Source organism: Lysinibacillus sphaericus, from assembly GCF_015844675.1.
In the GTDB taxonomy this organism is placed as follows: Bacteria; Bacillota; Bacilli; order Bacillales_A; family Planococcaceae; genus Lysinibacillus; species Lysinibacillus sphaericus_E.
On sequence record NZ_LDGC01000090.1, the window covers coordinates 1 to 21,182 of the forward strand.

Sequence of the window (21,182 nt, forward strand, 5' to 3'; positions counted from 1 at the left end):
ATTAATAGAACCATAGAATCGCTCGGTGCGAATGCCGCCAATAAACCAGCAAATAACAAAGTCACTCCTGCGGCAATACTCATGGCTGTTCGTCCGATTTTATCGACAAGAATACCTGTTACGAGCGATGGAAGATACATAGAACCTACATGAAATCCTATAACAAGTCCAACCTCCGATAAACCTTGGCCATGATGTTTCATATGTACAGGTGTCATTGTCATGATAGCAACCATTACAATTTGCGTAAGTACCATCACCGTTGCACCGACTGTAAGGCCCCTTTTATTGAGAGCTTTTTTATGTAAAGATTCTGTCTTATTTCCATGCTCATTTTCTGGTTTTTGCGCTTCAATCATTTTCGCTATTTCTAATGGATCCGGACGTAACATAATAAAAAGGACCAGACCTGCTAAAATATATGCTGTTGCTGATAACATAAATGGACCCGTAAGAGCCGGCACACCAATAGAAACTGCAAATTCACCCATAATATTTACTAAATTTGGCCCTGCCACAGCTCCGAATGTTGTCATCACCATTGTTGTAGAGATAGCCGTTGCTCGTTGTTTATTATTGGCTAAATCTGTCCCTGCATAGCGGGCTTGTAAATTTGTTGCCGTTCCTGCGCCATAGATTAGTAGAGAAGCGAATAATAAAGTGACACTATTTATCATGGCAGCAACCACTACACCAATTGCACCGAGTCCTCCGACAATAAAACCTGCCGATAAGCCTGTACGACGCCCATAACGTTGAGATAGTTTTCCTACAATTAAAGCTGCCCCCGCCGACCCTAAAGTTAATAAAGCGGAAGGTACCCCTGCATAAGTATCCGTTCCTAGCATTTGTTGAGCTAAAAGAGCCCCTACCGTAATCCCTGCTGCAAGCCCTGCCCCACCAAAAACTTGTGAGAGACTAACAACGAATAACACTCGCCTATATAAGCTCTTTAGCTTTTCTGGTGATTCTATATAAGTCTCTATCGGGTCTTGTTTTTTTCCAAACATTTTTCAATACCTTCTTTCTACTTATCTTAATGATTAAAACATAACCATTTTGTCGGCCCATTCGACAACTTCAACAAAATCATTCATTGCAGAAATTGGAAAAGTAGATGTTTTATCAAGAGATCGCAATACTATTTACAATTCTAATATAAATACCATCTATTACTTTTCCATTCAACCAACCTGTCCTCGTTAGTCATAAAAGTTCTTAGCAAAAGAAAGCAGAAGTACCGTCCATAGACCGCATCCTACATATTACTATGTAAAATGTATATAAAACTTAATAAGAAGATAGAACTGTCAAAATAGAATACAGATTTGACAGTTCCTTTTTAATTAATGTGCTTGCATCACAACATTCTTTTTCTTTGAATATAGTAAAAAAGTGATGGTTAAACTTACGCTGATTATACCAAAAACTAGTCCTAGTCCACTTAAACCAACTAAATCTAGCATCATGCCTGTTGACAATAAGACGACCTGAAAGATGACAGAATCGATCATATTACGGAATGAGAAAAATCGGCCATGAAAATCTTTTGGCACTTGCTTTTGAAAAATCACCATGGTCGTTGGGAAAAAACAGCCTACTGAAAAACCAAAAACACCAAAAGCTACTAATGCAAAAAATTTAATATCAGATAGTAGTAGCATGAGCTCCATCGAACCGATGATAAACGCTAAAGTAAAGAGGAGTGTTCCAATTTTCACCCGTTCCGTAATCAATTTCAAACCAGCTGCACCAAGCATGAAACCAATGCCCTCAACTGTATACAATAATCCAGATATTGTCGTTGAATGATGAATCTCAGAAATTTTCATAATAACTAAATTAAAGGAACCTAAAAATAATGTTGGAATTAACATTAAAACAAGTGTCATTAAAACAATTGGGTGCTCCTTCACCATCGGTAACACTTCTTTAAAGCCACCCTTTTCCTTAGTTGCTAATGAGTGATTAGCCATCTCATCTAGTTGTAGGAAGTTCGTAATAACAAACATCAGAATATAGATTATAAATGAAATGATGTATAACCATTTCAGCTCAAAGAAACTTAGCATGAATCCCGCTGCAGCAGTACCTATAATCCTTGAAATCGTTCGAGCATTCATTTGCCAAGCATTTAGTGTAATTAAATCCTTATCCTTAACGATCATTGGAATAATAGATTGTAGGGCAGGCATATAAAAGGCGGCTGCTATTTGCAACGTTATTAAAAAAAGAATCATCCATACAACCGAATTTGTAAAAAGTGCCATGAACATAAATAAAACACTTATAATTCGCCCTACACTTGCCCACTGTATAACTGTTTTTTTCTGCGAATTGTCAATAATCCGTCCTGCCAATGGACCTACTATTAAGCCTGCCAATATACCGCAAGAAATAATTAATGATTTGTGAAAGTCAGAGGGAACGACCTCTTGCATAAAAGCAAGATTGCCTATAATCCCAGCCCATAAACCAAGACCAACGACAAATTCACCCAATAAAATAATCCATACATTCCGATTATGCCACATGCCGTATCTCCTTGTTGTTTCATTTATTAATTACTACATAGTAACAAAATTACAAATAATCGTACATAGACGTTTTTCAAATGTAAGAACTATGCAGAAGATTAGAGGCGAATGCAAAAAAACATCGTTTGATTCCAGTATCAAACGATGTTTAGCTTTTTTGAATAAAGCTGGAGGTAACTCATATTCAATTTATAGTGATTTTCTAATAAGACGCCGCCAGCCTATCCAGAAAATAATAATCAACATACCCGCTCCGACAGACTCGGTCAGTTTCCAAAAAAGTATAAGAATTAGCAAAATAATTAACGGAAGAATCGTTAGCTTCAAATCATCCAATTCTTTCATTCGCGCACTCTTCTTTCTTATGAGACATAATTAGCATTCATAATACTTTCGCAAGCACAACTGATATTTACTTTCAAATTATTATTATTGTAAAATTTTAAAATAGAATATCTCCCCCATCCTACATAACGATGGATACTACTTATCTTCATCATATTCTGAAGGTAGCATAATGGAAACCTTTATATTTCGCTATTTTCATTTGATGATATTACATCACATTTTTTGTTCTCTTCTTCTTTCGGGACAATTAATGTAACATCTTAATAACAATAGACAGCGTAAGTCTTAAAAAAATTATTCACTTCCACAAAAGAATCGCTAACATATTTAGCCTTTTGTAACTTTCAACTGATACTGCTCAACTATTCGGCTAAAGAACGAGGCTAGAGCTTGCTGAAAGAGCATGCCAAACACTACTGGCATGACCGTTTTTGGAGGAAAGTATGTAGTCGCTATCACTACACCTACAGCAATATTCCGCATCCCTCCTGTAAAAACAAACATTGTAATAATACTTATATCCTTCCAAAGAATATGACCGAGTACTAAACAGAACGTATACCCTGATACAGCTAAAACAAATACAACTAAAATAACACCGACAAGCTCTCAGTCTTCTTGTGGAAAACCGATAAAACTCGTTACTCCAGTTGGCACAGCGACTGCTAAGACAAAGCCAATTGTTAGTAAAATGATCGTGAAAGATAACGTTTGATACAAAATAAGCCCACATCGGCATCATCAAATGTAAAAACACAAGGGCTATTACTATAACCTTTGAATATTTCCGAAGATTTTTTATCCCTTCAAAACTCATATTTAAACTACATGCAAACGTCATAAAAGCAAAAAGCCATGGCTTTAAAAAAGAAGCTGATGCCCTACATTCCCTAACAATACACCTATCACTAAACTTAGTGGCGTTAAAATAGGCATCCATTTTTGGTGATATTTATCGAAACTATTCAACATCTCTGTTTATTCCTTCTTTCCTAAATGAATCTCTTATAGGATTGCACTATCTCATCCTTTCTACTTAAAAATAAACTAGAAAAATTTGCAGTTTTTATCCATATCCTTCAAACTATTAATAGTACTAGAAAGAAAGGATGACAGAGACAAATGAAAAAAATAGTGTTCGCTTTATTGCTTCCCATACTTTTTGTGGCAAGTGGATACACTGTGCAAGCTGCTGGTTTTAAAGATGTGCCAGAAGATCACTATGCGTATGAAGCCATCCTGTGGGCAGAGGAATATGATATCGTTAATGGCTATGCAGATGGTACATTTAAGCCCAATGCAACAATCACGGAGCAACAATTCGCTAAACTACTGGCTAATTTTTACGAGCTCGAATCACCTTATGATGAGCTAAAAAAACAAACCCCTCTAGCAAACTGGTCTGATGAATTTTACAATCGACTTGCGAGCTATGGTGTGCCATTAAACGGATATTTCGATAATACTATTAGAGGAGCTAATGTGAAGCGCGGTGTTGTGGCACAGGCTATTACACATTTAGCAAATGGTAAAAGTGGATTAGATCAATCCATACAATTTTTACTCGATTATTACATTTCCACTGGTCAAAACTTACAGTATGAAAACCGTAACTTGCAGAAGTTTTTTGGCGTGACAAACAATATGACGCGAGCTCAAGTCGTTACAATGCTCTACCGTATGGATGAAAGGAATTTTTATGAGGTTTCAGAGGACGCACAAAAAATTCACGAAAATGCGAGTAATGCTTCATTAAATACTCGAGCGAAAAATGGCCAAAATCAGCTTGATAAAACAATGCAGCTGACAGCACCTTCTAATAGTGCTTGGAATGGCACCTATTCGTATTACTATAAATGGGGTACAGGCTCAACTGATTTTAATCGCCGTGATGCCTACATTTCAAACGCAACAAGCAAAAGTTTTACTATTTTCATTACTGCCAATGATGGGACAGCTGCTGGGAGTGTCGATGGGACAGCGACGATTACGTCTAACACTAAGGCCGTGATGAATAAATCTTCAAACGGCAATCGTTGTGTAGTAGAATTTGAACGTCTTAATAATGCGCTTAAAATTACTGAGGTAGACTGTCGTAAAGAACATGATGAAGGAACGAATTTTTCTGGAACTTTGAAGAAACAATAGATTTACCATAGATCGAACTGTAAGGACCTTTTAAATCACAATAATACTCTTCAATTGTGAAAAGAACTAAAAAGTGCGAAATGGATTAAAAAATTCATTCGCACTTTTTTGATCCAGCTGTGTACTTTAAAAGATTCCTTAGTCAGTAAACAAAAAGAATACATTTTGAAAAAGGTTCAGGTAAAAATATATGCCCTTAAAACTTCTTATACATATTCATAGCAATCTCTATAAAATCAGCTAGATACGGAGATATATGCTTATCCTTATGCCAAGCGATATCCGTAAAAATGTCTGCTAATTTCGTTGATGTAATCAATTCTTGTAAACGTTGGTTTTTTAACTCCTTCTCGACCACCATTTTAGGTAAAAATGTAATACCTAAGCCCGCCATCACACATTGCTTAATAGCTTCAATACTTGCAAATTCAATCATTTGTATTGGTAGAGAACCTTCCTGTTGCAATTGTACTTCCAATTGATTACGGTAGGAGCAACCGCTCTCCGTCAGAAGTATCGTTTCATTTGAAAGTTGCTGTAATGAAAATACTGCTCTCTCCTCGTTGCTATCAGTGGGTGCACTGACAAAAACTAATTGCTCTTGAATAAGGCGCTCACGATGTAACATAGGTGTTTCCTTATATGCATCCGTAATAAATGCTATATCTAGATTGCCTGACTGTAATAAATCTTTGGCTATTTCGGTTGTATGCACAGGTTTAAAAATAATTTTGACTTGTGGATGGGATTTCTGAAATTGTTGTAAAACACTTGGCAGACGGTATACACATTGGCTTTCCTGTGCACCAATTTTTAATACCGCTTGTGTTTGTTCATTTAATACAGCCTTTTTCATCTCCACATTTAAATCTAACATTTTTTGTGCATACTGTTGTAATCGATGGCCCTCCTCCGTAAGGGTAATGCGTTTTCCAAGCCGCTCAAAAAGAACTGCGCCAAGCTCTTCTTCAAGCGATTTAATTTGTGCTGTAATACTCGATTGAGCATAATCTAGTAGCTGTGCTGTTTGCGTAAAACTTAACGTTTCTGAAGCTGTTAAAAAAGTTTGCAGCTGTTTAATATCCATCTTCCGCACCCCTAAATCGTTTTTTTCGATACATTCCATCGAAACATTCAGCTTTATCGATAATAAACTTAAGTTTACACTAGTTATAACCTGAGGGACAGAGGAGGATTTTTCATGAACATTACCGCATTTATTGGTAGCTCTAGAGCCGATAGTAATAGTGAACAACTAGCTAATTATGTATTAGAGGGCTTACATCATAAAAAAATAGATCTCAAAAATTTAACGATCGAGCCTATTCACGATTTGCGCCATGATGACAATGGCTTTCAGTTTGTAGATGATGATTATGATCAAATTATCGATGCGCTTTTAACAAGTGATGTCGTTATTTTTGCCACACCGATCTATTGGTACAGCATGTCAGGAATAATGAAGAACATGGTGGATCGACTGAGTCATGCTATTCGAGATGAGCGTTTTCCACAGCTAAAAGAAAAGCTACAAACTATCGAGGCCATTGTTCTTGCTGTCGGTGGTGATGCCCCATGTATAAAGGGTCTACCAATGATTCAGCAATTCCAGTATATCTTTGACTTCTTAAAGATGCCGTTCTCCTCGTACATTATTGGAGAGGCAAACAAGCCTGGTGAGATACGTCACGATGAACAAGCACTGACGCAGGCTTCTATTTTAAATAAACAGTTAAAAGCACGTATCTATCCCATCTAAAAAACCGACCTGAAAGCTGCAATGCTTTTAGGTCGGTTCATTATGTTGAAACAACATGATCGAGGAAATTTTTTGAGAATTATGGCATCCTTTTATATGTCCCCTTCGGCAAAACGAGTGGTTGATTTCCGCTCCGACTTGCCACCCACCCCTCCTCTAGTTTTTAGCTAATAAAAACAAAAATAATGATGTGGACAGAATCAAAATCAGGCGGAAATCAAAAAAAACGACCATATTTTAATGATCGTTTGTAAATTCCAGTTCTTTAGGTGGATCGCCTTTTTTATTCATCAAGCGCATACGAATCGGCTCGATTTTTAGTGTAATCATTTCATCTTGATTACCAACGAAAATGCTTGTAAAAATTTCGGCTAACTTATTTTTTATTCCTTCCTCTAGAATCTCTGTTAGCTTTCCTTCAATTTCAACATACGTGTCACCAAAGCCACCATTTTCGTATCCATATAATATATGTGTATATGGGTTTTTGCGAAGCTCTTCCATTTTTTCAGAATGTTTATTCGTAACTGTATATAAAACAAAATCTTCATGTTGGAATGTCATATAGCGTGAGTACGGTTTGCCATTCGCAACGGTTGCCATCGTTCCTATTTTTTCACGATTTAAAACTTCTAGTATTTCATCTCGCACAGAGGTCATATCATCTCATCCTTTCTTATCCATACTATTTTGTCCTTATTTAGCTTACCTAATCATTTTTTTGAAAAATATGAATTGACAATATTCGATTCATTTTAAAATCTATTGTTATAATAATTTGTTGAACAACATGAATTTTTAGAATGAGGGTTATAATGATGAAACAAGCATTTTTCACAAGGTGTCTGTTCTTCTTAACGGGTATTTTGCTTTTATCCTTAGGTATAACATTGACAATTAAAGGTCAGATTTTTGGTGTTGGTTCGTGGGATGTGTTACATATTGGACTAGCTAAAACATTGGGATTAACTATTGGTACTTGGTCCATTCTCATCGGACTAGCCATAATAGCGGTTGATATAGTAATTACAAAGAAATTTCCACTGCCGGGGACGTTTATAGATATGTTTTTAGCAGGAATTTTTATTGATATTTTTAACTATTTGATTCCAGATATAGATGGTTTTTGGATGCAACTTCTTTCATATGTATGTGGCCTACTATTACTTGGCTGGGGTTGCGGTATGTATATGGTGGCAAATTTAGGGATTGGTCCTCGTGACTCATTAATGCTTCTAATGGTCCATAAGCTTGGCTGGAGTGTCACACGCTCTCGAACAACTATGGAAGTAACTGTCGCTTTAATCGGCTTTTTACTAGGTGGTCCTATCGGCGTTGGTACTGTGCTAATGGCTTTCGGACTCGGACCGATCGTACAGTTTGCTTTAACGTATAATGAAAAATTATTTTTGAGATGGACTGGCGTGAAAAGCGCTGTAGTATAGGTTTACAAGACAATGCAAAAGTGCATTGTCTTTTTTATTCGGTTGCAATATACAGTTAAACTGTATACAATCTAACTATATAGTTGAACTGTATATGAGGTGAACTTGTGAAAAAACATAAATTACTACCTTTATCCGAAACCATGCATTATATTCTACTCGCCTTACGAGAACCGTTGCATGGCTATGCAATGATGCAAAAAATCGAGGAAATGAGCGCAGGTAGTGTTAAGATTGCGGCCGGCACTATGTATGGAGCAATTGAAAATTTGTTGAAATATCATTGGATTTCGCCTGTAGAGACCCAAGATACGAGGCGAAAAGTTTATCAAACAACTGCTGAAGGATTAGCCATATTAGCAGCCGAGCAAGTAAGATTGCAGCGAATTTTATCTTTATATGAGGGAGCTGATGGACATGATCAAGTTTAAACTCTTTTTTGATATCGAAAAGGAAGAGCAATGGTTAAATCATATGTTGTCCAAAGGATGGATTTGTACAAATGTGATTTCTGGCGGTTTTTATACATTTAAAAAGACAGATGACCTTGAACAAGTTATTCGTATTGATTATCAGCAAAATCTTAAGAAAGAAGAGCGATCTAACTATAAGCAGTTATATGAGGATTTTGGATGGCAAGCATTAAAAGAAAAATCGTACGACGGTACCTATTATTGGGTAAAAAGAAAAGATGGTAACGATGAATTATTTTCTGATACTGATTCGCAAATTGCTAAATATAAACGATTAATGGTGCATTCCAGCAATTGGGCAGTACTCTCTTTTATATGGTTTATGATTTTTAATAATAAATTTTCTAACCTTTTCAATATAAAAGATGCTTACTTCACGCCAGGTTTATGGGATAAAGAAGGTTCTGCTTTCCTTTTTTCTTTTTTATTTGAAACACCCTTCGCCATCATGCGCATTATCCCACCATGGATATTTTTAGCAACTTGCAGTGTGTACCTAGTCATGTATTTCCGTTATCGCAAATCTATACAGCAGTTTATAGAATAAGCAGAAAGGGACCACTTACTTGTAAGATGGCCCCTTCTTTGTTTCTATTTTTCTGAATCGGATGGATTTTTACCAGTAGCCTCGATTACTTCAGGAGTCCCATCTACTATGTCGTCGTCCTGTACATTTTCAGCGGCAGGAGGTGTAATCGTCACTAATGTATAGTCATCTTCCTGTAAAATTTCAAAAGAGAACTTTTCGCGAATATCCCCTACATAAAGTGATGTCCCGATTGCCACATCAGTCACATCCACCTCTATTGTTTCAGGAATTTCTGACGGATTTACCTTTATACGAACTTCACGGTTAGGCTGTAATAGGAAGCCACCATCAGCAACTCCAATAGCATGACCCGTAACCGTTACTGGAATATCAACCTCTAGTTCTTCGGACATATTGATGGACTTAAAATCTACATGCTTAACATTGCCTTTTAACGCACAGCGTTGTACTTCTGTTAATACTGCGTTGACCCGTTGACCGTCCACATCTAATTGAAAGACATTTTTATTGCCAAATTGAGCTAACATTTTTGCAAATTGTCTGGCATCCAGTGATACCGCTGTGGATTCCATTTGGTAGCCATAAACAACGCCCGGAATAGCACCGTTCTGTCTAAGTTGAGTTAATGATGAATTACGCCCTTTAATGCGTTTATTTACAGTTAAAACAGTATTCATCGTCTTTTCCCCTTTCATGGAAACTAGTCTCATAAAAGGTTTTGCCCGTTCTAATGATTTTTATACATTTTAGTGCACTACCCTCATTCATTTACCCCAACAAAAAAGCCGTGATGTTATTTTGCTCAGCTAAATTGATTTATTATAATCTTCCAACTATGCGCTAAAAATCACCGCTAACATTTTGGCTTTATAAGTATGATACTTTTAGAGTGTGTTTCTATCAAAAAAACTACACCTCAACTATTCAGACTTACGAACAGTTGAAGCGTAGTTCAGACATTTACTTATCAAATTGTTACTTTGTTATCTAACAATATGTGTAAATCACGAAGCTTTTTAATTTCAAAATGGGGATGAATATCGCTTGTATTTTCAATATCACGTATATTAAACCAGCATGTATCAATTCCGGCTTGTAGTCCGCCTTTAACATCGGATGTTAAGGAATCACCAATAATCAAGGTTTTATCCTTATTTATATGTTCGATACGATCAAAAACATAATCGAAAAAAGCTGGCATTGGTTTTTGATAGCCTGTTTGCTCCGAGATAAAAATGTCTTTGAAAAATGGTGCTAAATTTGCATCCTCTAGTCGTTTATTTTGAGTCATTGTTTTACCATTTGAAACGACATATAAATCATAGTTATCGGCAAGCTGTTCGATTACTTCGTAGGCACCATCTACAAAATGATGTGCCTCCTTCAAATATTTTTGAAAGACCGCTTCAAAGTACTCCCCATCTACATCTAAGCCGAATTCCTTTAATGCAATCGAAAATCGAGTGTTATGTAATGTATTTTTAGACACCTCACCACGTTCAAAAGCACGCCACATAGATTCATTAATCTCTTTATAACGCGCAATCATCGCCCCGGTTACTGCAATATTTTCCTGTTTAAATAAACGGTCAAGTGCTGCATTTTCTGCCAAGTCAAAATCTAATAATGTGTCATCCACGTCAAACAATAGTATTTCATACTTAGTCATGTCTTTTCCTACTTTCTTTGGTGCTGTATTACCATATCATTCCTACTATCATAACGCTTTTTTAGAAAAATAACAGTAAATTTACCTACCTATCAACTTTACGGAATCTTAAGAATAATCACACAAATAAATCCTTGAAAAATATTTCCTTCATTGCGTAATAAAAATGATCATCTTGCCTAAAAATAGCCCTTTCGATAATTTCATATTTGAAAATAACAGCGAATGTGAGACAATAGAATGCTAGAAAGGAAGATGTACGAATTATGACGACTCTACAAAAAATTACGCCTGCCTTTGATCCATGGGAAGCGTATTTAGATGTTGAACAACATGGGCATATGACCCTCTCTAATATTGAATTTACAACAACAACTCTTTGTAATATGCGCTGTGCCCACTGCGCAGTTGGGTATACATTACAAACTAAAGATCCAGATGCATTGCCAATTGAGCTAATTATAAAGCGTCTTGAAGAAATACCACACCTTAAAACAATCTCGATTACTGGTGGAGAACCGATGATGTCTAAGAAATCCGTTCAAAACTATGTATTGCCTTTATTGAAATATGCGCATGATCGTGGCGTGCGAACGCAAATCAACTCCAACCTAACATTGGAGCCTGAACGTTATTTACTGATTGCACCGTATTTAGATGTACTACATATCTCACATAACTGGGGTACGATCGATGAATTTGTCGAAACAGGCTTTGCCATGATGGACCGAAAACCGACTTATGAACAGCGTGCAGCTTTGTTCCAACGCATGATTGATAACTCAAAAATGCTTGCAGAACACGGTGTTATGGTATCAGCAGAGACAATGTTAAACAAAAAAACTTTACCGTATTTAGAACATATCCATAACCAAATCATCAACGAAATGAAATGCGCACGCCATGAAGTGCATCCGATGTACCCTTCAGATTTTGCAAGTTCCCTTACGTCTTTATCACTTGAAGAAACTCGTGATGCGATTCATCATCTACTTGATGTTCGAGATGAAAATACTTGGATGCTGTTTGGTACGCTACCTTTCTATCCATGTAGCATGAATGAGGAAGATCAAAAACTTCTAAAACGACTACGAGAAGAAAAGAACGTTACAATGCGCAATGATCCAGATGGTCGCTCTCGCTTAAATGTCAATATCTTTACAGGTGATGTCATTGTGACAGACTTTGGCGACACACCAGCACTCGGCAATATTGAAACCGATGAATTACCAGCAATTTTTGATAAATGGATGGCAACAGATTTAGCAAAATCATTAAACTGCCACTGTCCAGCCGTAAAATGCTTAGGTCCTAACGTCCTTGTTAAAAATATGTACTATAAAGATACACAGTTTGTTAGTGGCTCAGCTGAAATGTAAAAGGAAAATGTCCAATGCATACATTTGCATTGGACATTTTTTTATAGGATTTATATAATTTTGGCTTTAAAAAATGTTTTTATTAAGCTATTATCTGTTGCTTCTACTTATTCCTGAGGTAAATTTAAACTTTTTATTTTTTCAATTTCTTCTCTCGATAAACCTAATAAATCCATGATTTCTTCAATCGGTTCATGACGTTTTTATAATTTTCTCACTATCTCTCTTAATTCTTAATAGTATCTCTTCTAGTAAGCTTTAAAACTGCATTCAAAAAAGACAATAGTAATTTTTTTATTCTTTTCATTTCCGAACAACTGCTTGAAGGCAAAATCAACCTTCAAATCAAAAAACTTATCTAACGGGACTCTTCGTATTACTTTGTGATTCATCAGGTATCACCTTTTTTTATCATGATAGCACGGACGTACTACTTAACCTCCTTCAAACATCAAAATCGTACTTTGTTATTTATAATCAGATATTCCTTTAAAGACCCACTCACATGACAAAGTTCTTCATAAATATAAAGGGTAAATCAAAAAAAGCCATGCTCACATACTGAACATGACTTCCTTTTACATGAATAATAATTTTTTTTGCTAGCAAATTCGGATTTATTTCTGTTAATTAGTAGATTCAATATACTAATTCAGTAATTCTTCTTTCACTAAAGCTAAGGTGTTCTTATTAACTCCTTTGCAATTAACTTATAAGTATTCAAGCGACTTTCTAGTGCGTATTGATTGCAGTTTAGCATCACTTCGTCAAATCCATATTGCTCTTGCTCTGCTACTAAAAATTCAGCGACTTCCTTCTGTGTTCCGACCAGATTGGCTTTACGATTATTGGCGATTGTCATTTTATCCAGCTCTGTAAGTGGATAATCCTTTGCTTCTTCGGGCGACATCGCTTGAATAATTTGACCCTTCATAAGATGAAGACGTGTAATATCAATCGGTTTCGCCAAATATTCCGCTTCCTCTAACGTATTTGCAACCGTCGCAGCATAAGTAACGATAATTTGCGGCTTCTCCATATAATAAGAAGGTATAAAGAAATCTCTATACGTATCAAATATATCCTTCGACATATTACCAGTAAAAAATTGCGCATATGAATAACCTACACCAAATCGACCTGCTTGCATAGCGCTTTGACCACTTGACCCAAGTAACCAAGCTTCAGGTAATTGGATATGCACTGGTGCCGCAATTACTTGATCATAGACATCTTCCCCTGTTTTTTGATTATTCATCAGTTTTAAAATGATCTCGAGCTTATCGTATTGCTCTGTAAATCGTTGTCTTCGTCCCTCTGCTAGTGCATAAATAGAGGCATGGTCACCACCAGGGGCTCTGCCGACGCCAAAATCAATACGATTCGGTGCTAAGCCACTTAATGTTTTAAAGACCTCTGCCAGCTTATATGGAGAATAATGCATCATCATTACGCCTCCAGTACCAATACGAAGACGTTTTGTTTTCGCCGCTAGGAAAGCAGCTGTAACCTCTGGAGCTGAACTTGCCAGTGAATGACTATTATGGTGCTCCGCTAACCACATTCGATGATAGCCAAGCTCTTCACCTAAAAGCGCTATTTGTTCTGTACGCTGAAAGGCCTCCTCAGCAGTATGATCTTTTGGTATAGGCATTTGATCTAATATACTTAATCTCATTGAAAACACCCTCTCTGTCTAAGCACTCCTCTCTACTGTAATATAGGTAGCTCTTTATACAAAGTAAAAGACCTTACTCATAGGCAAGCCGCTTTGCATGCCATGTGTCATAAACCATGCCAATAAGGAACCGTTTTTGTTCGGGACTCAATACAACATCATTAAATTTCATTGCATAAATAGAAAATTGATTTGTTTGTTCATCCACTACAAACTGTAAAATGGCATGTCCTTTTTCATTTTCAAATGTAATATCACCTGATAATTCGACAACATGCTCGCCAGTTTTTGCCTGGTAATATCGCCAATATGGTTCAAAAAATGCGTAATTAAATGCATTACGGACAGATACATCTGAAAAATCCCCCAAATACCCTTCTTTTACAGTATCGATAAACTCATTATCAGTTATATCTTGTTTGGCATTATACACACATCCGACTAGTAGCCCCATACATACAACACAAACAAATACTCTTACATGATTTCCTAAACTCAAATGTCATCACGTCCCCTTTACGCAAAAAACACTATCACCTACATAATACATCAAAACGCATACATAAAGCAGAATATTTTAGCTTTTTATAGAATCCAAAGATATCAAAAGAGATCGAATCCTCGAAATTAACAGAAAAAAACCAATGAAGCTATTTACAGTTACTTTTCGTTTCGCTACTATCAGATTATTATTATAGAAAAGAGATGAACTGCTGTGCCTTTTGATTTAGATGTAAACATTTTACTCATCCTTATTTTTTTTGGCTTTCTAGCCGCATTTATCGATTCTGTTGTGGGAGGCGGCGGGCTTATTTCTTTACCAGCTCTTATGTTTGTTGGTCTTCCACCATCTGCAGCCGTGGCTACGAACAAGTTAGCAGGCACTATGGGGTCATTAACGAGCACCATAACATTTTATCGCTTGGGTAAATTGGATATTAAAGCCGTTTACAAACTGTTCCCATTTGTTTTTATAGGCTCCATGATCGGTGCATGGACTGTCCATCTTATGGATCCTAGTGTTCTAAAACCACTTATGCTTGTCATGCTAGCAGCTGTGGCTATTTATACTATTTTCAAGAAAGACTGGGGTAGCATTTCTACCTATAAAAGATTGACACCTAAGCGTTACGCATTTTTTGTGGCGATTATTACATTAATCGGCTTCTATGATGGCTTTTTAGGTCCAGGGACAGGCTCATTTCTACTGTTTGCCTTTTTAATAGTTGGCTTCGACTTTTTAAAATCGGCAGGTAATGCTAAATTTTTAAATTTCGGAAGTAATATCGCAGCCCTTCTTATGTTTATATACTTAGGGCAAATAAATTATGCCTATGGTTTACCTATGGGACTTGCACAAATTGCTGGGGCAATTGTTGGTTCTAAGTTTGCCATTAAACGTGGCAGCGGGTATGTACGTAATTTATTTATCGTTGTGACAATTTTATTACTTTTGAAAAATACATATGACTATTTTTCATGATTGATTCTTTATATCTACCAATTGTTTAATGCAGATCCATTTATGATGCCCGGCATGATGTTGGTCACTCAGTCGTTTTCACAGGACATTGTTTTCTTAGACTGAGTTCCTCTCAACTGTGAGCATCTTCATTAAAGAATACTCTGTATTCGTACTTATCAATTTAAAATAGAAGCATACTAAAAATACAGCATGCTTCTATAATAATTTTATTATCCAGAATTCTCCGTCTATAATTATTCTTGCTTCCTAAAAATTACGTAAGCAATTACTCCAAATAAATAGCCTATTCCAGCCCCTAAAACAATTGTAAATACGAGAAAGTTTGGTTTGAAAAACATGCCAAAAACCACACCAAGAGCACTTCCAAAAATCATTCCCAATGGGATTAAACTATCTATTAAAACTTTAGCGTCGCTTGACTTTTTCATACCTAATTCTCCTTTCTGTTTTTATAATTGTGAATAGATATACAACCATGATACTGAAAATATAACCTGCCAAAAAAGCCACAAAAAAAACGCTTTTAATTCATCACAAATTTCTAGGGCAAAATAGCCTTTTTATGCAAGATGGGTACTGCTCTACATCAAGGAATGGCGCCATTTAATTGTGATTTAAACTCCCTCTTTTCAATATGCATTCCTCCTCTTCAAAACTGATTATAAGAATTATAGCTTACTTGCTTGTATTTTCAATCTACTATATGTATGGGATGGTTCATGTAGAAAAAGGTCCGTTGACACTTTCTCAATTCGATACTATTTTAGGATATTTTCTTCGATTGCAATGCCAGTTATTTAGATTCTCCCCCGGACGATTTTATTTGTAATTGTGACCAATTTACTCTTTCCCCTTTATAAGCAATTGTAAAAGGTTTATAATTTGCTATGATTTTTCACCACAATAAAATGTACAGAAAAGCGCAACTTTATAAATGGAGGATTTCTTCATCCCCACTGATGATTATCACAGAAGTTAATACGGGGTAAATTACCAGGTAACAATGACTTATCTTTGAAATTAACAGAAAAAGATAAGTTTTTTTATACTATCAACTTTTTTTACCCTTTCATACGTCTATTAGTTGTATACAATTTGAAAATGTTAAAAAGGAGCTTCTTTAGACATGAAAACAAGAAATGCATTTCAACATGAAGAGGTGTTTGTCCAGTTAATTCGTGAACAGAAAGAGCGTTTTTATTTGCTCGCGTATAGCTATACGAAAAATGAACAGGACGCACTTGATGTTGTACAAGACAGTATTCAAAAAGCAATGCTTTCTCTCGATCGACTAGAAAATGTCGAGTATATGAGAAGCTGGTTTTATAAAATCGTCGTACGTACATCTATAGATTTTTTACGTAAGCATAAACGCTTACACGTGACAGACGATGATACATTGCAATATTTAACTCCTGCACAAGAGGATATTTATGAAAACGTTGATTTAGAGCATGCGTTAGATGAATTACCAATTATGTATCGTGAAGTTGTCATTTTACACTATTTTGAAGACTTAAAGCTCGCTGATGTTGCAAATATCCTTAACATTAAGTTGAGTACCGCCAAATCACGTCTTTATAAAGCGTTAAAGCTATTGAAAATACAATTACAAGATGTGAAGGGAGAAACAGCACATGGATGAAAAAATAAAAGAATTAGAAAAGCAATATAATGAGGTATCTATTCCAAAGGAACTTGATTTTGTAGTTGAAAACGCACTAAAACAAGGTAAAAAGAAAAGAAAAAAACGAGCACCACAATGGTTTCTAGGATCTGCGGCAGCTGCAATGCTTTTTACAGCTGGTTTAAATGTCAGTCCTGCAATGGCACGAACACTATCAGATATTCCTGTTGTTGGTAGTGTCGTAAAAGTCTTAACATGGACTGAATATAAAGTAGCAGATGACTCATATGATGCTGACATAAAAGTACCTTCTATCGAAAACCTAGACGATAAAGATCTTGCTGCTACATTAAATGAAAAATACCGTTCAGAAGGTAAAGCTCTTTATGATGACTTTATTGCCGAAGTAGGTGATTTAAAAGCTAAAGGTGGCGGTCATTTGGGAGTAGATAGTGGCTACGAAGTGAAAACAGATAATGATCAAATCTTATCGATTGGTCGTTATATCGTCAATACTGTTGGATCTTCTTCTACAGTAATGCAATACGACACAATTGATAAAAAAAATGAAATTTTAATTACACTACCGATGTTATTTAAAGATGATACTTATATTAAAACGATCAGTGAAAACATTAAGGAACAAATGCGTGAACAAGCTGCTGCATCTAACCAAGAAAAGGTGTACTGGTTAAAAGGAGCAGGTATTCCTGATGAAGAAGTTTTTGATGAATTTACGGCTGTTAAAGCCGATCAACAATTCTATATTTCCGATGAAGGTAAGCTTGTTATCTCCTTCGATAAATACGAAGTTGCTCCTGGCTATATGGGTGTCGTGGAATTTGAAATCCCAACAGATGTCTTGAAAAATAACCTTGTAAGCTCTATGTATATTCATTAATCATTTGTAATGTAAAACTATAATCCGTAGGGGTTTTCTTTATCCCTTACGGATTATTAGTCTTTCCCAATCGTGCTTTTACAACACTCCATAATGATGCGGAAAAAATATATTGCCCAAAAGCGAGTTATTTGACATTTCATTCGTCAAATAACTCGCTTTTTTTCAATGATAAACTTCTCATGAATGTGATGGAATACAGATTTAAATTCTTCTTTTACGAGTAGTTGGTCATGCTTATAATCCTCTCACTTTTTGTCTAAGCTAAAGTGTATCAATTAACGTTAGAGGGTTTTCATATGAAAGGTGTAGGATCAATTAGTATTTTACATGTTATCTTCTTATCAATGACTGTTATTGGCTTAAAAAATCACGTGACCATTATTCCCCCGCTACTTGATGTTGTTGGGAGAGATGGTTGGGCATCTGTCATAATGTCTGCGGTTATTATATTCTTCTGGCTATTTTTTCTAGTTTATATTCAAAAAAAGACAAATCAGGAACCTATTCGAGATTGGTTAGATGGAAAAATAGGAAAAACAGGCTCTACAATTGTCATATATATTATAGCTATTTTTTTATTCATTCTTGCAGCCTTTACGATGGTTGAAACATTGCAATGGATAAACACAACATTTTTACCTCAAACACCCGTCACTATATTATTACTTATTTATACAATTCTTTGTATTTTTCTCGTTACAACGAGCTTACAAACCATTGTAATTTTAAATGTCTTTGTATTATTCGGTGTAGTAGTCTTTGGCTTTTTTGTAGCATTTACTAATATTCAGGTAAAAGACTACGAGCTACTACGACCTTTTTTTGAGCATGGTTTCCAACCTGTTTTAAAAGGAATGGTTTACCCTGCATCAGGATTTATTGAATTAATAATACTTTTATTTTTACAGCACCAATTTAAAGATCGTATTCGTTGGTATCATTTTGGCATTATGCTTTTCATTTTAATGGGGCTTACTTTAGGACCTCTCATGGGCGCAATTGCAGAATTTGGTCCAACTGAAGCTGCAAAGCAAAGATATCCTGCCTACGAGGAATGGGGATTAGTATCAATTGGTCGCTATATTGAGCATCTTGACTTTTTCTCAATTTACCAATGGCTAACTGGAACATTTATACGAGTTAGCTTCCTCTTATATGTTATAGCAGATTTGTTTAAGATGACTGGTGATCCAAAGCAAATATGGAGAATGATAGCTCCACCATTCTTTCTTTTATGTCTGCCGCTAATTATTTTAAATGAAAACATATTTTTGAAGGTGAAAGGGAACTATATATTAACAGTTACTTTTGTTTTCTTCTTTCTTTTGTCAATTTTCTTCTTACTAGTAGCTTTCTTTTCAGGTAAGTCTTCTAAAAAGGGCCAACCTGAAAAACAAGAAATGGAAAGTGGTGAATCATAATGCCTCAGCAGGAGAAGGCGATAGACCTAAACACCTTAAAAAAACTATTTCAAAAATCAGCAGATATTCAATTTCAGGATTATGTATTTAATCAAAATAAGGTTCATTTCATTACCTGTGATGCGATGATAGACCAGCAAATGCTCAATGAAGTCATTATTCGCCGTATTCAATATCTTTATGATCATTTAGATGAAACACCCTTTGAAGAAAACATTAAAAATCAGCTCCATATACCAGCCCTTCAAAAAGTCCAAGATAAAGCAGATGCCATTACCTTGGTCTATACTGGCTCCCTACTGCTCTATTTTGAAAAAGAAGGTCTTTTATATGCTAGTAATATCGCTAAAAAGCCTAATCGAAATCCTGAAGAAACTAGGATGGAAGTACTCGTTAAGGGGCCTAGGGATAACTTTATTGAAGATATTCGCGTCAACATTGCACTATTACGTAAACGTTTACCTACAAATTCATTTTGTGTTGAAAAAGTGGAGCTAGGAAAACGTTCAAAAACAAACGTTGCTATACTTTATTTTGACGATATTGTCGATATGGATATTTTACACGGAATAAAAAAACAGCTCGCTGCAGTAGATACAGATATTGTCTTTAGCGGGGACGTTTTAATGGAGAGAATTAATAAAAACTCTAAGCTCTTCCCAAAATTCGATTACACTGGACGACCCGATTATGCTATCCAAGCGCTAATTAGAGGACGTTTTCTCATGTTCGTCGACGGTGTAGCTTATGCCATGATCACACCAGTCAATTTATTTTTATTATTAAAATCCGCTGAAGATAATGAGTACCCTATCATTTTCAGTTCTATAGAACGACTATTGAGGATTCTTGGCATTTTAATTGGATTGCTATTGCCTGCATTTTGGCTCTCACTGACGACCTATCACCAGAATCAGCTACCATTCCAACTTTTAGCAACTGTTGTCCAAGCAAAAACAGGTTTACCTCTCCCCTCCTCTCTAGAGATGCTAATAATGCTACTCATGTTTGAATTGTTTCGAGAAGCTGGGTTACGCCTGCCTTCTGTTATTGGTGGAACGATAAGCGTTGTTGGCGGTTTAATTATTGGTGATGCGGCCATTCGCGCAGGTGTAACAAGCCCAGAAATGATTGTAGTTATTGCGATCTCTACAATTGCATCATTTACTCTTGTGAACCAATCACTTGTCACAACAATCAGTTTATTGCGTGTTACATTCATTATTGCCAGTGCTTTTTTTGGTTTATTTGGATTTTTTGTATCTCTATTCTTTACACTTCTTTACTTGTGTAATATTCGGATCTATGGTTACTCTTACATGAATCTTGCAACAGATTTAAATTGGATGACTATTAAAAAATCGATATTCCGCTTATCACCAAAAGGCTACACTGAACGTAATAAAGCACTTGCACCCCAAGATAGCACTCGTACCTCTATGAGAAAGAAGAAGAAGAAGCAGCAATGAAGAGAAAAATTATTTTACTATCCAGCTTACTTACTTCACTACTTCTTTCAGGCTGTTGGGATGCTACCGAACCTCAAAAAATGTATTATGTTGATGGACTTGGTATCGATTATAAAGATGGTCAATATGAAATCTACTTGCAATTAATTAGTTTCTCTGATGTTACAAAATCCGAAAATTATACTCCTCAAGCGGCACCAGCTGAGGTTGGACAATCTAAGGGAAAGACGTTGGAAGAAGCACTTTTTAAATTATTTCGATCCATCGATCAAAAAGTTTTTTAGGGACA

The 21,182-nt window shown here is 35.9% G+C and carries 23 protein-coding genes; 12 read left to right on the plus strand and 11 right to left on the minus strand.

The genetic code is table 11. The features are described 5' to 3' along the window. From ABE34_RS21600 to ABE34_RS25285, 3 genes are all read right to left on the minus strand, one after another. Positions 1 to 1,010, minus strand: a 1,010-nt coding sequence (locus tag ABE34_RS21600) for an MFS transporter (RefSeq protein WP_197144510.1), incomplete at its 3' end; no start/stop codon positions are given. A gap of 336 nt (positions 1,011 to 1,346) precedes the next feature. After that, positions 1,347 to 2,534: an MFS transporter gene (locus tag ABE34_RS21605; RefSeq protein ID WP_197144511.1), complete on the minus strand. Its 1,188-nt coding sequence runs from the start codon at positions 2,532 to 2,534 to the stop codon at positions 1,347 to 1,349. Between the two features lie 678 nt (positions 2,535 to 3,212). After that, positions 3,213 to 3,368: a hypothetical protein gene (locus ABE34_RS25285; RefSeq protein WP_241747152.1), complete on the minus strand. Its 156-nt coding sequence runs from the start codon at positions 3,366 to 3,368 to the stop codon at positions 3,213 to 3,215. Between the two features lie 639 nt (positions 3,369 to 4,007). On the opposite strand from ABE34_RS25285, the gene ABE34_RS21620 reads away from it, so the two are divergent. Beyond that, entirely contained in the window at positions 4,008 to 5,033 is a 1,026-nt protein-coding gene (locus ABE34_RS21620; RefSeq protein ID WP_197144513.1) for an S-layer homology domain-containing protein, read from the plus strand. 196 nt (positions 5,034 to 5,229) lie between these two features. Here ABE34_RS21620 and ABE34_RS21625 read toward each other — a convergent pair whose 3' ends face one another. Then, entirely contained in the window at positions 5,230 to 6,120 is an 891-nt protein-coding gene (locus tag ABE34_RS21625) for a LysR family transcriptional regulator (RefSeq protein ID WP_197144514.1), read from the minus strand. Positions 6,121 to 6,234: 114 nt separating this feature from the next. Between ABE34_RS21625 and ABE34_RS21630 the strand changes: the two genes are divergently transcribed. Next, positions 6,235 to 6,792 carry a flavodoxin family protein gene (locus ABE34_RS21630; RefSeq protein WP_197144515.1) on the plus strand — a complete coding sequence of 186 codons (558 nt, stop codon included), beginning with the start codon at positions 6,235 to 6,237 and terminating at the stop codon, positions 6,790 to 6,792. 237 nt (positions 6,793 to 7,029) lie between these two features. On the opposite strand, the gene ABE34_RS21635 is transcribed toward ABE34_RS21630, so the two are convergent. Further along, complete coding sequence (locus ABE34_RS21635) at positions 7,030 to 7,452, minus strand: pyridoxamine 5'-phosphate oxidase family protein (RefSeq protein WP_197144516.1); 423 nt, start codon at positions 7,450 to 7,452, stop codon at positions 7,030 to 7,032. A 158-nt stretch (positions 7,453 to 7,610) separates the two neighbouring features. Here ABE34_RS21635 and ABE34_RS21640 point away from each other — a divergent pair, with 158 nt between their 5' ends. The 3 genes from ABE34_RS21640 (at position 7,611) to ABE34_RS21650 (ending at position 9,257) form a co-directional block, all read left to right on the plus strand. Then, a complete protein-coding gene (locus ABE34_RS21640) occupies positions 7,611 to 8,237 on the plus strand; it encodes a YczE/YyaS/YitT family protein (RefSeq protein ID WP_197144546.1) in 627 nt (208 codons plus the stop codon). A 143-nt stretch (positions 8,238 to 8,380) separates the two neighbouring features. Next, positions 8,381 to 8,668: a PadR family transcriptional regulator gene (locus tag ABE34_RS21645; protein WP_197144547.1), complete on the plus strand. Its 288-nt coding sequence runs from the start codon at positions 8,381 to 8,383 to the stop codon at positions 8,666 to 8,668. After that, positions 8,655 to 9,257 (plus strand): DUF2812 domain-containing protein, encoded by a 603-nt coding sequence (locus ABE34_RS21650; protein ID WP_197144517.1) that lies wholly within the window; start codon positions 8,655 to 8,657, stop codon positions 9,255 to 9,257. Before ABE34_RS21645 ends, ABE34_RS21650 begins: the two co-directional genes overlap by 14 nt. Before the next feature lie 44 nt (positions 9,258 to 9,301). Here the strand turns inward: ABE34_RS21650 and ABE34_RS21655 are convergent, their stop codons facing one another. Together ABE34_RS21655 and ABE34_RS21660 are read right to left on the minus strand one after the other, a co-directional pair. Continuing rightward, positions 9,302 to 9,937 (minus strand): 50S ribosomal protein L25/general stress protein Ctc, encoded by a 636-nt coding sequence (locus ABE34_RS21655; protein ID WP_197144518.1) that lies wholly within the window; start codon positions 9,935 to 9,937, stop codon positions 9,302 to 9,304. A 290-nt stretch (positions 9,938 to 10,227) separates the two neighbouring features. Then, positions 10,228 to 10,929, minus strand: a complete 702-nt coding sequence (locus ABE34_RS21660; RefSeq protein WP_197144519.1) for a YjjG family noncanonical pyrimidine nucleotidase — start codon at positions 10,927 to 10,929, stop codon at positions 10,228 to 10,230. Between the two features lie 266 nt (positions 10,930 to 11,195). On the opposite strand from ABE34_RS21660, the gene yfkAB reads away from it, so the two are divergent. Beyond that, positions 11,196 to 12,308: a radical SAM/CxCxxxxC motif protein YfkAB gene (yfkAB, locus tag ABE34_RS21665; protein WP_197144520.1), complete on the plus strand. Its 1,113-nt coding sequence runs from the start codon at positions 11,196 to 11,198 to the stop codon at positions 12,306 to 12,308. Between the two features lie 248 nt (positions 12,309 to 12,556). Here the strand turns inward: yfkAB and ABE34_RS25290 are convergent, their stop codons facing one another. From ABE34_RS25290 to ABE34_RS21675, 3 genes are all read right to left on the minus strand, one after another. After that, complete coding sequence (locus ABE34_RS25290) at positions 12,557 to 12,700, minus strand: Rpn family recombination-promoting nuclease/putative transposase (RefSeq protein WP_241747151.1); 144 nt, start codon at positions 12,698 to 12,700, stop codon at positions 12,557 to 12,559. Positions 12,701 to 12,984: 284 nt separating this feature from the next. Beyond that, positions 12,985 to 13,986 carry an LLM class flavin-dependent oxidoreductase gene (locus tag ABE34_RS21670; RefSeq protein WP_197144521.1) on the minus strand — a complete coding sequence of 334 codons (1,002 nt, stop codon included), beginning with the start codon at positions 13,984 to 13,986 and terminating at the stop codon, positions 12,985 to 12,987. A 73-nt stretch (positions 13,987 to 14,059) separates the two neighbouring features. Further along, positions 14,060 to 14,485 (minus strand): hypothetical protein, encoded by a 426-nt coding sequence (locus ABE34_RS21675; protein WP_241747150.1) that lies wholly within the window; start codon positions 14,483 to 14,485, stop codon positions 14,060 to 14,062. Between the two features lie 216 nt (positions 14,486 to 14,701). On the opposite strand from ABE34_RS21675, the gene ABE34_RS21680 reads away from it, so the two are divergent. After that, positions 14,702 to 15,469 carry a TSUP family transporter gene (locus ABE34_RS21680; RefSeq protein ID WP_197144522.1) on the plus strand — a complete coding sequence of 256 codons (768 nt, stop codon included), beginning with the start codon at positions 14,702 to 14,704 and terminating at the stop codon, positions 15,467 to 15,469. A 236-nt stretch (positions 15,470 to 15,705) separates the two neighbouring features. On the opposite strand, the gene ABE34_RS21685 is transcribed toward ABE34_RS21680, so the two are convergent. Continuing rightward, positions 15,706 to 15,900, minus strand: coding sequence for a hypothetical protein (locus ABE34_RS21685; protein WP_241747149.1), 195 nt, complete (start codon positions 15,898 to 15,900; stop codon positions 15,706 to 15,708). Between the two features lie 698 nt (positions 15,901 to 16,598). Here ABE34_RS21685 and ABE34_RS21690 point away from each other — a divergent pair. The 5 genes from ABE34_RS21690 (at position 16,599) to ABE34_RS25720 (ending at position 21,177) form a co-directional block, all read left to right on the plus strand. Continuing rightward, the gene (locus ABE34_RS21690; RefSeq protein WP_197144523.1) at positions 16,599 to 17,117 is read left to right on the plus strand and encodes a sigma-70 family RNA polymerase sigma factor; all 519 of its coding nucleotides are present in this window, start codon (positions 16,599 to 16,601) and stop codon (positions 17,115 to 17,117) included. Next, positions 17,110 to 18,000: a DUF3298 and DUF4163 domain-containing protein gene (locus tag ABE34_RS21695; RefSeq protein WP_197144524.1), complete on the plus strand. Its 891-nt coding sequence runs from the start codon at positions 17,110 to 17,112 to the stop codon at positions 17,998 to 18,000. The genes ABE34_RS21690 and ABE34_RS21695 overlap by 8 nt, the downstream gene beginning before the upstream one ends. A 299-nt stretch (positions 18,001 to 18,299) precedes the next feature. Then, positions 18,300 to 19,424: an endospore germination permease gene (locus tag ABE34_RS21700; RefSeq protein WP_197144525.1), complete on the plus strand. Its 1,125-nt coding sequence runs from the start codon at positions 18,300 to 18,302 to the stop codon at positions 19,422 to 19,424. After that, a complete protein-coding gene (locus tag ABE34_RS21705) occupies positions 19,424 to 20,893 on the plus strand; it encodes a spore germination protein (protein ID WP_197144526.1) in 1,470 nt (489 codons plus the stop codon). Before ABE34_RS21700 ends, ABE34_RS21705 begins: the two co-directional genes overlap by 1 nt. Further along, positions 20,890 to 21,177 (plus strand): hypothetical protein, encoded by a 288-nt coding sequence (locus ABE34_RS25720; RefSeq protein WP_346655596.1) that lies wholly within the window; start codon positions 20,890 to 20,892, stop codon positions 21,175 to 21,177. The genes ABE34_RS21705 and ABE34_RS25720 overlap by 4 nt, the downstream gene beginning before the upstream one ends. Positions 21,178 to 21,182 lie beyond the last annotated feature (5 nt).

What these genes read in the sequence shown, in the direction of transcription:
- ABE34_RS21605 (WP_197144511.1), bottom strand. Translation starts at nt 2,534, where the DNA reads ATGTGGCATAATCGGAATGTATGGATTATTTTATTGGGTGAATTTGTC.
- ABE34_RS25285 (WP_241747152.1), bottom strand. Translation starts at nt 3,368, where the DNA reads ATGCGGAATATTGCTGTAGGTGTAGTGATAGCGACTACATACTTTCCT.
- ABE34_RS21620 (WP_197144513.1), top strand. Translation starts at nt 4,008, where the DNA reads ATGAAAAAAATAGTGTTCGCTTTATTGCTTCCCATACTTTTTGTGGCA.
- ABE34_RS21625 (WP_197144514.1), bottom strand. Translation starts at nt 6,120, where the DNA reads ATGGATATTAAACAGCTGCAAACTTTTTTAACAGCTTCAGAAACGTTA.
- ABE34_RS21630 (WP_197144515.1), top strand. Translation starts at nt 6,235, where the DNA reads ATGAACATTACCGCATTTATTGGTAGCTCTAGAGCCGATAGTAATAGT.
- ABE34_RS21635 (WP_197144516.1), bottom strand. Translation starts at nt 7,452, where the DNA reads ATGACCTCTGTGCGAGATGAAATACTAGAAGTTTTAAATCGTGAAAAA.
- ABE34_RS21640 (WP_197144546.1), top strand. Translation starts at nt 7,611, where the DNA reads ATGAAACAAGCATTTTTCACAAGGTGTCTGTTCTTCTTAACGGGTATT.
- ABE34_RS21645 (WP_197144547.1), top strand. Translation starts at nt 8,381, where the DNA reads ATGCATTATATTCTACTCGCCTTACGAGAACCGTTGCATGGCTATGCA.
- ABE34_RS21650 (WP_197144517.1), top strand. Translation starts at nt 8,655, where the DNA reads ATGATCAAGTTTAAACTCTTTTTTGATATCGAAAAGGAAGAGCAATGG.
- ABE34_RS21655 (WP_197144518.1), bottom strand. Translation starts at nt 9,937, where the DNA reads ATGAATACTGTTTTAACTGTAAATAAACGCATTAAAGGGCGTAATTCA.
- ABE34_RS21660 (WP_197144519.1), bottom strand. Translation starts at nt 10,929, where the DNA reads ATGACTAAGTATGAAATACTATTGTTTGACGTGGATGACACATTATTA.
- yfkAB (WP_197144520.1), top strand. Translation starts at nt 11,196, where the DNA reads ATGACGACTCTACAAAAAATTACGCCTGCCTTTGATCCATGGGAAGCG.
- ABE34_RS25290 (WP_241747151.1), bottom strand. Translation starts at nt 12,700, where the DNA reads ATGAATCACAAAGTAATACGAAGAGTCCCGTTAGATAAGTTTTTTGAT.
- ABE34_RS21670 (WP_197144521.1), bottom strand. Translation starts at nt 13,986, where the DNA reads ATGAGATTAAGTATATTAGATCAAATGCCTATACCAAAAGATCATACT.
- ABE34_RS21685 (WP_241747149.1), bottom strand. Translation starts at nt 15,900, where the DNA reads ATGAAAAAGTCAAGCGACGCTAAAGTTTTAATAGATAGTTTAATCCCA.
- ABE34_RS21690 (WP_197144523.1), top strand. Translation starts at nt 16,599, where the DNA reads ATGAAAACAAGAAATGCATTTCAACATGAAGAGGTGTTTGTCCAGTTA.
- ABE34_RS21695 (WP_197144524.1), top strand. Translation starts at nt 17,110, where the DNA reads ATGGATGAAAAAATAAAAGAATTAGAAAAGCAATATAATGAGGTATCT.
- ABE34_RS21700 (WP_197144525.1), top strand. Translation starts at nt 18,300, where the DNA reads ATGAAAGGTGTAGGATCAATTAGTATTTTACATGTTATCTTCTTATCA.
- ABE34_RS21705 (WP_197144526.1), top strand. Translation starts at nt 19,424, where the DNA reads ATGCCTCAGCAGGAGAAGGCGATAGACCTAAACACCTTAAAAAAACTA.
- ABE34_RS25720 (WP_346655596.1), top strand. Translation starts at nt 20,890, where the DNA reads ATGAAGAGAAAAATTATTTTACTATCCAGCTTACTTACTTCACTACTT.